The sequence below is a fragment of the Bacillus sp. SRB3LM genome (genome assembly GCF_015712745.1).
GTDB lineage: Bacteria > Bacillota > Bacilli > Bacillales > Bacillaceae_G > Bacillus_A > Bacillus_A thuringiensis_K.
In genome coordinates this window covers 109,192-125,105 of the sequence record NZ_VWVQ01000021.1, presented here as the reverse complement: position 1 = coordinate 125,105, position 15,914 = coordinate 109,192, and the positions used below count along the sequence as shown (strand labels likewise).

The following is a 15,914-nucleotide window of genomic DNA, read 5'->3' as shown; positions in this document are numbered from 1 at the left end:
ATCAGCGATTCTTCGAATATATCGACTTATCGACAAATCATGACATAAAAAGGAAACACCATTACACACCGGTGTTTCCTTTTTCTTTGTACCAATTATATATACGAAGTGAATCTTTTTTTCTCATATGCTTTACTTCATAACCCCGCCCCGCTACCGCTACAAGAGTTGTACATAATTCATCCTTTCTTTGAAAATACGATTGATTATAACCTACTGCTTGAACATGTCTTCTTCGCATTATTCCTGTATATTTCGAAAAATCACGATATACAACCGTTAGTTGATTTTCTCTTAATTCATAACCGCCGCTTTTATATCTAGCATACGCAAGTAACGAAAATACGATAAATAACGGTAAAATAACAAACAATGCAATATATTGTTTTAAATATATACTAACGCTGGCAATTAGAACTGTTAGTATGATACTTATTAACCAGCCCATAATGAAATAACGACGCAACGCTGTTTTTGGTAAGTGAACGATCTCCGCTTCAATTTCATAAGGTAACTCTAAATATGTGAGCAGTTGCCGTACATCTTTTTTCTTCATAAACGGATGCAGCATCACTTCATTACTTGCTGCTCCAATACTGTGAATTGCTTCCACTTCAACAGCGCAATAACCAAATGGCTGGCGAAGCATACCTTCTTTTACAGTAATCGCTTGAATTCGGTGCAATTTTAAGACAAACTCTTTCTTTTCAAATAAACCTTGAACGATACGAATTTCTTCCCCTTTTCGCTCAATTTTAAAGTTTGCATATTTCAACACATATCCAGCCGTGGAAATAATCCATGAAATTGCCATTAAAATTAATGCTATTACAATTAGTTTATAAACACCGTTTCCCATCACATACGCTTCTACTTTACTTGTGAATCCTTCAGGAAGAATAAAATCAAACTTTGTGTAAAGAAGTACTAGTCCAGAAAACACTAGTCCGAACCGACCAGAGGTAATCGCTGCTGCTAAAACCTCTTTCGCTGTTAACTGATAAACTGTCTTGCTTTCTTCCTCTTCTATTTCTTCTTTTACAGTAGTTTCTTTCTTATGTAATAAAGCGATTAAATGTTTTGCCTCGTCTTCTTTAATACCAGCCAACATCACTTCTGGTTCACTACCACCACCCGCTACTTCTATATTTAACTTCATAAGTCCAAGCATCTGATAAATAACGTTAGAAGACGTACTAACATTTTGCACACGTTCTTTATTTAAATAACTTTCCTTCTTTACAAAAACACCGTGCTTTATATGTAGAATATTATTCTCAATCCAGTACACTTTAAAATACCATTTAATTGCTGAAAAAATAGCCATGATGAATAAAACAACCAGAAGAAAAAGATAAAATAAATACCAAGGTTCCACTTGTTCATCAGGTTTAAAATAAAACAAGAATAATAAGTGGCAACAAACTCGCAACCCTAATACCTAACAATATTGTAATCGGATGTTGCCTCTTATACATCCTCATCACTCACTTTCGCAAGTTCTCCAATTTGTCTTTTCAGCTGTTCTGCTTCTTCTTTCGTTAAACCTGGGATACTATGAGAAGTTGCGGCTGTTGAAATATGTAATTCTGCTAAATTATACTTTCTCATGATTGGCCCTTGCTCAATCGTTACGTGCTGCACACGGATCATCGGAATAAGTACGCGTTTTACAACGAACATTCCCTTTTGAATCTCAATCTCTTCTTCATTTAATCTGTAACTATAATAGCGCTGACGTAAATTTGGAAACACAAAATAATCAAGTGGAATAAATATAATGGCTCCTGTTACTAATAGTCCAAACAACCAGCCCCACCAGTTAAAATTAATCATAAAAAAGAAATACGCAATTACGACTGTTAGTATAACTGCCGCCCCAATTAAAGCGTGAATTCGCCACACTTTCAGCATATTAGAATGAATCTCTCTTTCTAACGGCTGCATCTCATCACTCCAATTCTATGAATTTATTACTTATATATTATCAAAAAATATGAATCAAAAGCATATTAAAGAAACACATACCTCAGTTTTGAAAATTATATATTATAAATATGAATTATTTTGAACTAAAATAAACCTTACATAATTCATGCAAGGTTTATCGTTTTATGCACAATATATTTCATTATTGTTGAGATATACTAGCATCGCTTTCAATTTGATTTTCTTTTTGGCTCAGTTTTTTATCTTTAGATTTTTTTAATGTTAAAGTCATGCCAATAAAAATAAAAAGAATTCCTGTTATTTGCATTAAAGTTGGACGGAATCCAGTAAGTACAGTATCTAATAATATTGCCACTGCCGGATCTAAAAAAACTAATATTGAGATTGTTTTTGTAGATAAATAACGTAGACTATCAAAAAACAGATAATATACTATCCCTGTGTGAATAAAACCAGTAGCTATAATATATGTCCAATTACTTTGAGTGAGGCCACTAAAAGCATCTAAATCTATAAATGGTATTAAAAGAAATATCCCCAAGAATGTTTGTAAAAATGTCATTGCATACGCACTCATTTTGTTAATCCCTTTACCAAATAAAGTTGTAAATGCATAAAAGAGAGCTGCAAGAAATCCCCATATCATACCTGAAGACATTAATGAGCCGACAGAGAAGCTTCCATCGATACCAGCAATTAATAAAGCTCCTGCAAAACACACAACTATTGAAATGATAGATATTAATGTTAATTTTTCTTTAAAGACGATACTTCCAATTAACAGTACAATTACTGGTGCAAGATGATAAACTGAGATAGCAATTGTAACTGACATATTTTCAAAGGCTTTAAATAAGAAAACCCAATTAAATACTAAGAAAAAGCCACATATTAAAACTTGAATAACTTCTTTTCGTTCCCATTTATCTTGTTTATATTGCCCTGTAAGCAACCAGCATACACTTAAAAATATTGTCGCAAAAATACACCTTACAAACACTAATTCAAACGAAGGTAAGTTTGTTTGAACCGAAAAAAATCCAACTGATCCAAAGATAACCATTGACGCTATCATCTTTAAGGCCGGTACCGTTTTCTCTTGCTTAAAACTTTTTTGAAGCAAATTAATCCCCCTCCAATAAAAACTCGGTTTATAGTGAGAAAAACACCAGCCTAAAAAAGGACAGGTGCTTTTCCTCAAAAACACTCAATTATAAATTTTTCCCAGCAGTCCAACCACCATCAATTACAAAATTAGAACCAGTAATAAAGCGGGCCTGATCAGAAATCAAGTACTCAATACATGAAACAATATCCTGCGGCAACCCCCAAGTATCTAAAGATTGATTACTTTTTATCATAGACATCAAGGCTTTATTACTAAAGTATTCTTCTGTAAGTTCAGTTCTAATAACACCAGGAGAAATGCTATTTACCCTTATATTTTGCTTCCCAAATTCCATAGCCATCTGTTTAGTTAATCCGATTAAAGCATGCTTTGATGCAACATAAGCAGCTCGCTCTGGTTCAGCCATTAATCCAGAAACCGATGCTATATTCACAATACAACCTTTTATTTTCGATTCACACCATCGCTTCGCTACTTCCCTAGAAAGGATAAATGGGGCTACTAAATTTACATCAATTACTTTTTTAAACATATCATCGGATAAATGTAAAACAGGTGTTATCTCTCGAATACCAGCTGCATTTATTAATATATCAGGAGAAAGCTTTTCTAAATCTAATTGAGTAAAAAGATTATGAATTGCTTCGCTATTACTTAAATCAATTTGCACTACTTTCAAAGGCATATCTGTTTTCATATAATCTATTAAATTATTATTATTAATATCAAGCGCTATTACATGAAATGATTTTTCTAAAAAGTATTTTATACAAGCATAACCTATACCGCTATTGGCTCCAGAAATCATAATTATTTTATTCTCTCTCATTTTGTCTCCTTATAAGAAAATGTTACTAATAAAATATCGCGAAAAGCCTCCGTACTACATTCTGTTCCAAGTGGCGTTACGGCATGGAAGACCTTTTGTCCAAATACTAAAGTTTCTAAAGGCTCCTTCAAACTTATAAACTGATTAATTTCCCGAGGAGAATTAGCTATTAAATTATCTCCGCCAATAGCTGTATTACTTAAATTCATAAGGTGTAAAAACACTACTGGTTCATCATCTTTATGTAACCAAATAGGTGAACTAAAAGATGGTCTTTCTTTAGTAGCTTTATATCTTACTTGATGTAAACCTATAATTAAGTCTTTACTTGTATCTATTATATTTGTTTTAAATGCAAATTCAGTATCGAAACGCACGATATTTTGAATTAAAGGATTACATAAAAAGCTATCATTTATGCTATTGAACTGTCTAACTTTCCCGCCATCGTCATAGTTATATTCTTTAGATTGGAAGTAATCATTACTATTATCTAAAATATAATCTGGTGAATCAACATACTTTATATACCTTGAATAAGATCTAGCACGGCATTCACCGTACGTATCATCTTCCAAATTATAATAATCTAACTGTGCTTGTGTTAATAAACGATGATTCTCTTCCTCTTGTAAAAAGATTTCATTTGAGATTTCAAGGAATCCTTTAGATTCAAATTCATGTACCTTTTCTTCTATGCTAAAGCCACTCATTTTACTAAGAACAAACGTCATTATAAAAACCTCCACACTATTTTATTTTTCTATCTCACCCTATGTTAGAAATGCAATAAGTAACCGAGATTCTTGCTTAATAAAATTTAAAATTATGATATTCAATTAATACACCAAATGAAATATACGTAATTCATTAAAATTATTTATTAAGCAATATTATATATCCTTCCGGGTATTTTTTCTAATTATCTGAAGATTTATCAACATTAGTCTTATTATTCAAAAATAAAGAAATAGATTTTTCAGAAAGATAAAACTGCGTGTATTGCAATTATTTATGTATATAACTTTTTTTAAAATTATATTTGAAATATAGCTAGTTTTTTATAAATTTTTTGATATAATTACATACGGGAAAAGGGAAGAATTTTGTCTTCCCTTGTGTTTTTATTTGCATCTAGTACTTTTGCTAGATGCCTTTTTTTATGCTAAAAAAGGTATCCTCAAATACTTTGAGGATACCTTTTCACCTTTATTATCTCTGCTGTTTTCTACCTAATACGAGTAATCCAAAACTCATCATTACAAGAAGTGCTCCCATATATGGTTCCACAGGCATTTTCTGCCCTGTCTTCGGTAATTCTTTTTCAGGTTTTTCTGGATTTTGTGTTCCAGGTTTCTCTGGATCTGGTGTTCCAGGATTTTCTGAATTCGGGGTTCCAGGATTTTCTGGATCTGGTGTTCCAGGATTTTCTGGATTCGGTGTTCCAGGATTTTCTGGATCTGGTGTTCCAGGATTTTCTGGATCTGGTATTCCAGGATTTTCCGGATCTGGTGTTCCAGGATTTTCTGGATCCGGTGTTCCAGGATTTTCTGGATCCGGTGTTCCAGGATTTTCTGGATCTGGTGTTTCTGGACCTGGTGGTGCTAAATGATTCAATTTGTTTAATACTTCTAATTGAACTGCATTTATCATTCCATTTGTAATTTCAAATGGAATTGGATTAGTTAATTTTTCATATCCTTTTGGTGCTTCTACTTCTACTAGTGTGTAGTTACCTACAGATAGATCTGCGATTTTTGCCTTTCCATCTTTATCTGTTGTTACTTTGACTACTACTTTTCCCTTTTCATCATGAACTTCAAACACAGCTCCTGATAAGACTTCCTTGCTTTCAGCAGCCATTTTTGTAATCTCCACTGAACCTTTGTCTAACTGTTCATTCTCTACTTTCAATGATAAGACTTTCGTCATACCTTTTTTGATTTCGAATGAAACTGGCTTTTCTAGTAGTTTGTAGCCTGCTGGTGTTTCTACTTCTACTAACTCATACTTTCCAATAGATAAATCTGAAACGTCTGCTTTTCCTTCTTTATCCGTTGTTACTTTCGCAACTACTTTGCCTTTTGAGTCACGTACTTCAAATACAACATTTTCTAATGGTGCTTTACTGTCTTTATCTATTTTTGTGATTTCTACATTCCCCGTATCTACCATTTCATTTTCTACAGTGAACGCTAAAGATTTTATCATACCTTTTGTAATTTCAAATAGTACAGGCTTTTCTAATTTTTTGTAGCCTGGTAAACTCTCTACTTCTACTAGCTTGTACTTTCCTACTGATAAATCTGCAACTATTGCTTTTCCAGCTTTATCTGTCGTTACTTTCGTTACTACTTTGCCTTTGTCGTCTTGTACTTCAAAGACTACACCTGCTAACGGTGCCTTATTATCTTTATCTATTTTTGTAATTTCTACATTTCCCGTATCTACCATTTCATTTTCTATTTTTAATGATAGAACTTCTGTCATACCCTTTTTAATTTCAAACGATACTGGTTCTGTTAATTTTTTGTAGCCTGGTAAGCTTTCTTTCTCTACTAATTTGTACTTTCCTACAGATAAGTCTGAGATTTTTGCTTTACCATTTTTATCTGTTTTTACTTCCGTTACTACTTTGCCTTGTTCGTCTTGTACTTCGAAGACTACGCCTTCTAATACTTTTTGACTATCTTTATCTACTTTTGTGATTTCTACTGATCCTTTGTCTACTAGTTCATTCTCTACTTTTAGTGATAAGACTTCTGTCATACCTTTTTTGATTTCGAATGATACTGGTTTCGCTAGTTTTTTATATCCTGGTAAGCTTTCTACCTCTACTAGCTTATATTTTCCTACTGATAAATCTGAAATTGTTGTTTTTCCTTCTTTATCTGTTGTTACTTTCGTTACTACTTTATCTTTTTCATCTTGCACTTCGAATGTTACGCCCGCTAATACTGCGCCACTTTCTTTGTCCACTTTTGTAATCTCTACTGAACCTTTGTCTAACTGTTCGTTCTCTACTTTCAATGATAAAACTTTCGTCATACCTTTTTTAATTTCAAACGATACTGGTTCTGTTAATTTTTTGTAGCCTGGTAAGCTTTCTTTTTCTACTAATTTATACTTTCCTACTGATAAATCTGAAATTGTTGCTTTTCCTTCTTTATCTGTCGTTACTTCTGTTACTACTTTGCCTTGTTCGTCTTGTACTTCGAAGACTACACCTGCTAATACTTTTTGACTATCTTTATCTACTTTTGTGATTTCTACATTTCCCTTGTCTAACATTTCATTTTCTACTGTTAAAGCAAGAGATTTTGTCATGCCTTTTTCAATTTGGAAAGTAATCGGATCTACTAATTGTTTATATCCTTTTGGTGCTTTTACTTCTACTAACTTGTATGTGCCAACTGATAAATTAGTAGCTTGTGCTTGTCCTTTTTTATCTGTCGTTATTTTAGCGACTACTTGTCCTGCTTCATCTTGAATTTCAAAGACTGCATCAGCTAAAGCATCTTTCGTTTCTTTGTCTACTTTTGTAATTTCTACATTTCCTGTATCCACTAATTCATTTTCTACTGTTAGCTTTAGCGCTGTTACTCTACCCTTTTCAATTTCGAATGAAATTGGCTTTTCTAGTGGTTTGTATCCTGCCGGTGTTTCTACTTCTACCAACTCATACTTCCCAATAGATAAATCTGAAACGTTTGCTTTTCCTTCTTTATCCGTTTTTACTTTCGCAACTACTTTTCCTTTTAAATCACGTACTTCAAATACAACATTTTCTAATGGAGCTTTACTATCTTTATCTATTTTTGTTATCTCTACATTCCCTGTATCCACCATTTCATTTTCTACTTTTAATGATAGGACTTCGGTCATGCCTTTTTTTATTTCAAATGATATTGGTTTTTCTAACTTTTTATAACCAGGTAAACTTTCTACCTCTACTAATTCATACTTTCCTACAGGTAAATCTGAAACATTTGCTTTTCCATCTTTATCTGTCGTTACTTTTGTAACTTCATTACCCTTTTCATCTTGGACGATGAATGTTACTCCCGCTAACGGTGCTTTATTATCTTTATCTATCTTTGTAATTTCTATATTTCCCGTATCTACCATTTCATTTTCTATTTTTAATGATAGAACTTCGGTCATGCCTTTTTTTATTTCAAATGATACTGGATCTGTTAGTTTCTTATAGCCTGGTAAACTTTCTTTCTCTACTAATTTGTACTTTCCTACTGATAGATCTGAGATTTTTGCTTTACCATCTTTATCTGTTTTTACTTCCTTTACTACTGTTCCAGCTTCATCTTGCACTTCAAAGACTACGCCTTTTAATACTTTTTTGCTGTCTTTATCTACTTTTGTAATTTCTACTGAACCTTTATCTAACTGTTCATTTTCTACTTTCAACGATAGGACCGTTGTCATACCTTTTGTAATTTCGAATGATACTGAATCTGTTAGCTTTTTGTAGCCTGGTAAACTTTTCGTCTCTACTAATTTGTACTTCCCTACTGATAAATCAGAGATTTTTGCTTTACCATCTTTATCTGTTTTTACTTCTGTTACTACTTTACCTTGCTCATCTTGCACTTCGAAGACTACGCCTTCTAATACTTTTTGACTATCTTTATCTATTTTTGTAATTTCTACTGAGCCTTTGTCTAACTGCTCATTTTCTACTTTTATTGCTAAAGCTTTTGTCATACCTTTTTTTATTTCAAATGGTACTGGTTCTGTTAGCTTTTTATAACCCGGTAAGCTTTTCGTCTCTACTAATTTGTACTTTCCTACTGATAAATCTGAAACGTTTGCTTTTCCATCTTTATCTGTTACTACTTTTCTTACTACTCCATCTTTCTCATCTTGGACTTCAAATTCGACACTCGCTAATACTGCCCCGTTTGCTTTGTCCACTTTTGTAATTTCTATATTACCTTTGTCTATCATTGCATTTTCCACTTGTATTGGAAATATGCCGTCCCCTGTTACATTTACTTCGAACTCTATTTCTTTTAATTGGTAGCCTTCAGGCGCTTTCGTTTCTTTTAAAATATATTTTCCTAGTGCTAACGGTTTAGAAGTTGCCTTACCATCTTTATCTGTAACAATATGTTCGACTACTACACCGTCTTTTACTATATCAAACTCTGCATTTGCTAATGGTTTTTCACCATTTTCCGAATCAATTTTCTTTACTTCAATTTGACCCTTTTGCATAGTATTTTTAATTTCAATTGTTTTTGTTTCTCCAGCTTGAAGTGTAACCTCTACTGGGCTTGTTAATTTTTGATATCCTTCTGGTGCTACTGTTTCATAAACTTTATACGTCCCAGGAGCTAAAGTTTGAGGTACTGAAAAACCTTTTTCGTCCGTTTTCAGTTTTGCAACAACTTCATTTGCACTATTTCGAACTTCAAATTCGGCACCTTTTAACCCTTTGTTCGGATTCTCAGAATCTATTTTATGAATCGATACTGTACCATCCTTTGGAGCTTCAGGCGGCGTAATAGTTACTTCTTTTGATGTTAATGTTTTATCATCAAAATGTAATTCCGCTTTATTAGGAATCTTCTTATCTACGTAAGAAGATAAGTCTGCATCATTTTTAATTTTCGCCTTGATACTGAGATTAATTATCTGGTCTTCATATGACTTATAGTCAAAATTCTCACCAAACGTAAATGTTACTTCACTTCTTTGTTTATCTATATTTAACGTTCCTTTAGATGTAATATCTTGGCCATTTTGATCATACACTTTTGCCTCTAATACTTCTAAAACATCTTCTAAATCATCACTAATTACCATTGATGTGTATTTAGGAGGATCGTTCGGTATGTGTGTACCAACTTGGTATTGAATCACTTGATCCATTTTTGTTAACTGCTCATTCTCTACAAGCTTGCCATTCTCATCAACTATATTTTTTTCAATGCTAGGTGGATTATTGTCACCTGAACCGGATCCTCCCCCACCACTTACAAATACTTGTCCTACTTTTTCTTCAGTTTTAATATTTTTACCTTCTAATTTCACAGTATTTTTATGAGGCTTCGCAGCAGGATTTGTAACCTTTGTTTTATATCTTAAAATATAGCCTTTTGAACTGTCTGGAAACTCAATTGTAAATCCAGCCTTTGTTGCATTAATTTTAATGTTAGATAAATCTGCTGGCTTAATATTTGTTGGTGCATAACCATCTTCAAATACAGCCTCTTCTAATACTACGCTGTCTGTAATTAACTCATGCCCAGGTCCTAATGTATCTGTTAATTTAAGATCTTGCATTTCTGTTCCAGTTGCATTTACATATACAAGCCAATCAGCAATCGAAGGATCTTCTTGATTATAAGAACCCCATTTCAATAGATTATCTGTATTGGGCTGTGGCTTCGGTCTCTCTGTCGTATTACTTACATTTACTTCTTTATTGACGATTTGACCATCAACGTTAAATTCTAATGGAATTTCTTTAACACCATCATATGCTTCTAGACCAAAGTAGAATTCTACGAATAAAGAACCTTTAATGTTATTCTTTCCTTCTACGTAATCACCCATAGTACACGTTAATAGACCCTTTTTCATCTCACATGTACCAACTGTTTTTCCTTCAGCATCTTTTAAAGGAAAACTCATATTCATAAGGTCTTTTCGAAACTCTTTTGGCATATCAATTGTGAATTGATCTCCACTTTTTATTTTTTCTTTAGCTGACCACTTCACTTCTACTTTCATACCATCTGAGGCTTGATACGGTTCAGATGTCGTGCCATCAGTACGGGAAATATTAATTTCGTCCACTGGACTTTTCATCACAGCAGCTTGAATAACTGGAGCCCACACATTCAGCACTGAAAATAATACTAGAAAAACTAATGAAACCATTGAAATATGTCTTTTAGTACTTTTCATTTGCATAGTTCCCTCCTATTTTTTATATTTATATAACAAAAAAAGACCGTCCGGTTGCATCAAAAATGTGCAACCAGACGATCTTAGTAACCAATATGTATTACCGTAGACTCTAAGCTTTGCGGCCTATCCTTTCGAATAGTGTGCTAAAAATATCTTTTATTCTTTTTTTGTTTAATTTTCCTCTTAAACCAAATATTACTATACCGTCTGGACGGTTATAATTCAATACTCTATAAAATTGTTCTATTTTTCTAATAAAAAAAATAATTCACCACTACATTAAAGAAGCAACGGTGAATTATTTTCACATTATATAGTTCGTATATTCTATTTATATGAATTCCTAATAAGTGCTTGAATCACTTTTTCTCTTAACTCGGGGCTTAGTCTTCCAACCCCTAAATATTCCGAATACCATAATCCATCTGCTGCTAATCTAATAATTGTTGCACAAACTGAATCTATCTCATCATTTTCTATATTCTTTTGCAGTTGCTGAAATGATTGTTGTAATGGCTCAAGTAATTCAGGTTTTAACATGAATGCTGCCATCATACTACTAGATAACTCTTCTGTTCTTCTCTCATTATTTAATCTTTCCTCTACAAAAGAGCGAACCCATCTCCCTTTCCTCTCTGAGTCTTCCGCTACTTTATTGTAAATGGCCCCTTCATAATCCTCTATCCCTCTGACTATCATACCTTCTATTAAAGCTTCTTTATTTGAAAAGTGATACAATAATCCACCTTTACTTACACCCGCCTCTTTTGCCACTGCTTCTAAGGTTAATTTAGCAACCCCTTTACATTGCACAATTTGAGAAGCGGCCGCCAAAATCTTTTGCCGCGTTATGCTTATACTCATTCCTTTTTAAAACCCCATTTCTACTAAATTTATATAAATACGAATCTTATTTTTAATATTGTTGATTACTACTAAGTATTTTCTTTATACAACAAAAGCTTCATTACCTTTGAATTTTTAGTTACTTATTCTATTAAAAATTTCCATATCATTCAATATGATAACATTAAATGCTCATAGTTGACTATACATCTATACTTTTGTATTTATTGAAAATATATCCATTAATAAAATTTACCAATTTAGTCCTTCTTATTACTTTATAAGACGGCAGTAATTCTTTCAGCACTAAATAAAAAATGTTATTACTCCCATTGAATTGAGTAATAACATTTCACTTAACAAATTCGCTGCCAACTAGCATCCTTCACATCTTCACTAGTCGGTTTTCTAACTAATCCAACAAAACATTCCTCGCAAGCACCAAATGCAATAAAATTTTTCTGTGCTTGTCTTAACGAGACTTCATTTGCACCGCCTTCAAAGTCAGGATCGTTAAACTGACCCCCATCATCTTCCCAATAACATATATTACAAATTTCATATGTATCTGGTGGTTCTTCTTCCAATGTTTTACCCCGCATTAACGGACAGTAAAATTCCCACCTCAAAATTCAACTAGAGCAAAGGAGTTAGGTGGAAGATTAACTGCCCATAAATGCCCGATTGGTTCAACTAATAATCAGTGGGGAATGAACAAAATCCCCACTGATTAAAGTTTCACTTTATATACGCAACATGGACAGGTGTATTTCATTTTGTCACTCCATTATTAACTTGTTTTCCCATATATTCCGACTCACAAAGAATGTAACAGCACAAATCATAGTTATCCCCATGAAAAATGTATTAGAATCTTCATATGTAGTTGGAATGCCTACCGTTACGAAAACAATACTAAAAGCTAAAAATAGATATAATAATAAAGATATAATATAGCTTAGTTTAAATCGTAAAATGATACCTCTAAACAATAGCTCACCAAGTAGACAGCCACCTAAAATAATAGGTACTCCGAAATACAATGTAAGGACTCCCATTTGCGCAGTAGATTGAATTATCTTTCCAATTATGTTCGGCGAAACCAGCTCACTATCGTTTCCCATCCTATCATATAAATCAAGTGCTGTTGCTGAAATAAAGAAACTTAATATAGAAAATGAATACGGTATTAAAAATTTGCTCACTCTCATTCACCTCGCTTTTTTCTTTACATATATTATTCATTATTTCCTATCATTTTTACATAAAAAAATAACCCTCTATGATAAAACATAGAGGGTAGCATTTCTATATAAAAATCTATACCTTATCCTGAAGTGAATCCCAAAAATAGGACAACACCTAAACCATCTGCTATCTGCTCCCTACATTCTTTAGGGTAGATAGTTTATATGTTTTATTAGAAAGTAGTGCTCACTTTTTTATAATATTCTTTTGAAATCTCTTCATAAAATGCTGCCGATGTCGAGTAGAAATAAGGTACTAACCATAAGAAACCAATTCCTACAGTAAGAATACTTAAAATGAACCACCCTAAGAAACTTAAGCATAGTAAAAAGTAATCCATTTTATGTCCATTCATCATATGACGACTCTCAGTAATCGCTTGATTCGCTGTATATTCTGGATGATCATTCAAAATAAAATATGTCATAGAATAAGAAAATGATTTAATAATACCTGGGATAATAAGAAGTAATGTCCATAGAGTCAAGTATACATACATTAGTAAATATGTTAAAAACGACTTCATCAACTTACTTCCATCGCTAAACCATCTAAATATATGACCAATGCTAGCATCAGTCCCACGAATTGCATTTAAAACAAGATAATAGGCACCTATTGTTAATGGACCTATAACAAGCATTACAATAATACTTACTGTAAATGAATCACTTGCTTCTTCCCAACCCCAAAATATCGAGAAAATACCTGTTGTTAGCATTTCAACAACGCCAATAAGGATTCCAATTAATAAGGTTGCCCCTACCGCTAATCCCCATCTTCCTTTTAATGCATCAAGTGCTTCTCTTTTCAACTGACTTATCATATATAACCTCCTAATACTATTTCCATTTTATTATACCATTTATATCAAAAATCCCACATATTTTCCTAAAACAGAAGCATATTACCTTTTTTCATACGTATTGGTATATGTGTGCTGTAGTTGTACTGATATATGGATTAAACCACTCTTTTCCCTATAACCAGAGAAAGCTTGCCCTTCATAATAGGCAAGCTCTCTCTGGTTATTTCTCATTTATTTTCTTCTTATACCAATCCTGCATTCTCTCCGCATCTTCTACTCTCGTATGCTCTATTTTGTAACTAGATGATGCACTCGAAAACTTATACGTACATAAATCCGCACGGCGCTGGAAATATGATTGTGTCTTCTCCATTGATTGGACGTGTCTTCTTCTAATAAGTCCTGTATATTTTCCGACGCTACGATAGACAAGTGTAATTTGTTCTCCGTTAACACTGTAACCATTTGTTTTAAATGTTGCGTAGCCAAGTGTAAAGATAAGGATTGCGAGCGGTAGTAATGCCCACATGATGTAATACTTTTCAAAGTATATGCTTATTCCAGTAAGCGGGATTGCGAGCATAGCGAAAAAGATTAAACTATCAATGAGATAGCGGCGTAATGCTGCTTTTGGTAATGAAATAATATTTGTATCCAGTTCGTATGGTAGTTGTAAATGCGCGAGTAACTGTTGTACTCGATCTTTTCGAATGATTGGATGCAGTGTAACTTTTTCTTTTTCATCATCCGTTCCCTTACTTTGAATCACTTCTACTTGCACAGCACAATAGCCGAATGGCTGACGTAAAATACTTTCTTTTATGGTAATACCTTGAATACGGTGCAATTTTAGTACGAGTTCTTTTTTCTCAAGTAATCCTTGCGAAATGCGGACTTCATCATTTCTTCGATTCACTGTGAAATCTCCATGTTTTAGCGCATAACCGATTGTAGATATAATCCACGAAAGGACGAGCAAAATAGCTACCATGAAAATCCAGCCATATATATCATACTCCATTACATATGACTTTACGCTATTCTCTATCCATTTCGGAATGTACTCCTGTACTTGGTGATACACGAAAAAGATTAACGAGAATAATAGTCCAAACTGCCCCGATGTAACAGAGGCTAGTAAAATTTCTTTCCAAGTCAATTTATATTCTGTCGTTTGTTTTTCTTCTGTAACGATTTCTTTTTCTACTTCATGTTCCGTTTTTTCGTCTAGCGTTCCTTCTGCTTTCACTTCTGGAGTTGGCTCATTTAGCAAAGCAATAAGCTCAGTTGCCTCTTCTACTGTAATACCGGCTAAGCTAACCTCCGCATCATCGCCCCCACCAGCTGTTTCAATTTGGATTTTCTTTAAGCCAAGCATTTGATATAACACGTTAGAGCTTGTATTGATTGTTTGAACACGTTCTTTATTTAAGTAGCTCTCCTTTTTCACAAAGAGACCTTGCTTCACATGTAATACGTTATTTTCAACCCAGTATGTTGTGTAATACCATTTTTCAAACGCTGAAAAGACAGTGAGTAAACCAAATGCGGCGGGAATTAAGTACCAAAACGGGAATTTTCCATTTAAGCTAAACATGAAAATAAAGAGTGGTATAAAATCTCTTATTTTTAATTCCAATAACATCGTGATTGGATGCTGCCTCTTATACATCCTCATCACTCACTTTCGCTAATTCTGCGATTTTTGTTTTCAACATTTCTGCTTCATACATCGTTAAGCCTGGGATGCTGTGAGAAGTTGCCGCTGTAGAAATATGTAATTCTGCTAAGTCATATTTTCTCATAATCGGTCCTTGTTCAATTGTCACGTGCTGCACACGAATCATCGGTACTAATACGCGCTTTACGACGAAAAGACCGTGCTGAATTTCAAGCTCTTCTTCATTTAATTGATAACTGTAATAACGTTGACGTAGTTTCGGGAATAAGAAGTACGAAAATGGTGCGAACACAACTGTTAGCCCAATCATCACATACAAAATCCATGCCCACCAATCAAACTTTATCATGAGGAAAAGGTAAGCTAAAATGACGAGAATACCGATCCCTTCTTCAATTACAGCACGAACTTTCCACACCTTGACCATGTCAGGGTGAATTTCATTTTTCAATGGCTCCATGTAACCACTCCAAATCTAGTAATCTAA

Annotated in this window: 11 protein-coding genes, 1 pseudogene and 1 riboswitch; all 12 genes and pseudogenes read right to left on the bottom strand. The window is 33.4% G+C overall.

Annotation, left to right across the window (positions count from 1 at the left end; translation table 11 throughout):
• Nucleotides 1-61: 61 nt before the first annotated feature.
• The 12 genes and pseudogenes from F3I02_RS13895 to F3I02_RS13840 all read right to left on the bottom strand — a co-directional run bounded on the left by F3I02_RS13895 (nucleotide 62) and on the right by F3I02_RS13840 (nucleotide 15,887).
• Nucleotides 62-1,478 (bottom strand): annotated as a pseudogene (locus F3I02_RS13895) (PH domain-containing protein).
• Nucleotides 1,471-1,947 carry a PH domain-containing protein gene (locus F3I02_RS13890; RefSeq protein WP_001182719.1) on the bottom strand — a complete coding sequence of 159 codons (477 nt, stop codon included), beginning with the start codon at nucleotides 1,945-1,947 and terminating at the stop codon, nucleotides 1,471-1,473. Before F3I02_RS13890 ends, F3I02_RS13895 begins: the two are co-directional and overlap by 8 nt.
• A 184-nt stretch (nucleotides 1,948-2,131) precedes the next feature.
• Nucleotides 2,132-3,073, bottom strand: a complete 942-nt coding sequence (locus tag F3I02_RS13885) for a DMT family transporter (RefSeq protein WP_000939631.1) — start codon at nucleotides 3,071-3,073, stop codon at nucleotides 2,132-2,134.
• 88 nt (nucleotides 3,074-3,161) lie between these two features.
• The gene (locus tag F3I02_RS13880) at nucleotides 3,162-3,908 is read right to left on the bottom strand and encodes an SDR family NAD(P)-dependent oxidoreductase (protein ID WP_001208950.1); all 747 of its coding nucleotides are present in this window, start codon (nucleotides 3,906-3,908) and stop codon (nucleotides 3,162-3,164) included.
• On the bottom strand, nucleotides 3,905-4,642 hold the full coding sequence (locus F3I02_RS13875) for a 2OG-Fe dioxygenase family protein (RefSeq protein WP_196478078.1): 738 nt from the start codon (nucleotides 4,640-4,642) through the stop codon (nucleotides 3,905-3,907). The genes F3I02_RS13880 and F3I02_RS13875 overlap by 4 nt, the downstream gene beginning before the upstream one ends.
• A 478-nt stretch (nucleotides 4,643-5,120) precedes the next feature.
• Nucleotides 5,121-10,847: a SpaA isopeptide-forming pilin-related protein gene (locus tag F3I02_RS13870; RefSeq protein ID WP_196478077.1), complete on the bottom strand. Its 5,727-nt coding sequence runs from the start codon at nucleotides 10,845-10,847 to the stop codon at nucleotides 5,121-5,123.
• A 59-nt stretch (nucleotides 10,848-10,906) separates the two neighbouring features.
• A riboswitch (cyclic di-GMP riboswitch) is annotated at nucleotides 10,907-10,999 on the bottom strand.
• Between the two features lie 172 nt (nucleotides 11,000-11,171).
• Nucleotides 11,172-11,708 carry a TetR/AcrR family transcriptional regulator gene (locus F3I02_RS13865; protein WP_046392431.1) on the bottom strand — a complete coding sequence of 179 codons (537 nt, stop codon included), beginning with the start codon at nucleotides 11,706-11,708 and terminating at the stop codon, nucleotides 11,172-11,174.
• 338 nt (nucleotides 11,709-12,046) lie between these two features.
• Nucleotides 12,047-12,292 carry a CPCC family cysteine-rich protein gene (locus F3I02_RS13860; protein WP_196478076.1) on the bottom strand — a complete coding sequence of 82 codons (246 nt, stop codon included), beginning with the start codon at nucleotides 12,290-12,292 and terminating at the stop codon, nucleotides 12,047-12,049.
• Nucleotides 12,293-12,469: 177 nt separating this feature from the next.
• Nucleotides 12,470-12,895: a hypothetical protein gene (locus tag F3I02_RS13855; protein WP_002098741.1), complete on the bottom strand. Its 426-nt coding sequence runs from the start codon at nucleotides 12,893-12,895 to the stop codon at nucleotides 12,470-12,472.
• Nucleotides 12,896-13,110: 215 nt separating this feature from the next.
• A complete protein-coding gene (locus F3I02_RS13850) occupies nucleotides 13,111-13,764 on the bottom strand; it encodes a DUF975 family protein (protein WP_000625406.1) in 654 nt (217 codons plus the stop codon).
• A 202-nt stretch (nucleotides 13,765-13,966) separates the two neighbouring features.
• On the bottom strand, nucleotides 13,967-15,418 hold the full coding sequence (locus tag F3I02_RS13845) for a PH domain-containing protein (RefSeq protein WP_000278176.1): 1,452 nt from the start codon (nucleotides 15,416-15,418) through the stop codon (nucleotides 13,967-13,969).
• Nucleotides 15,411-15,887 carry a PH domain-containing protein gene (locus tag F3I02_RS13840; RefSeq protein ID WP_000433536.1) on the bottom strand — a complete coding sequence of 159 codons (477 nt, stop codon included), beginning with the start codon at nucleotides 15,885-15,887 and terminating at the stop codon, nucleotides 15,411-15,413. The genes F3I02_RS13845 and F3I02_RS13840 overlap by 8 nt, the downstream gene beginning before the upstream one ends.
• Nucleotides 15,888-15,914 lie beyond the last annotated feature (27 nt).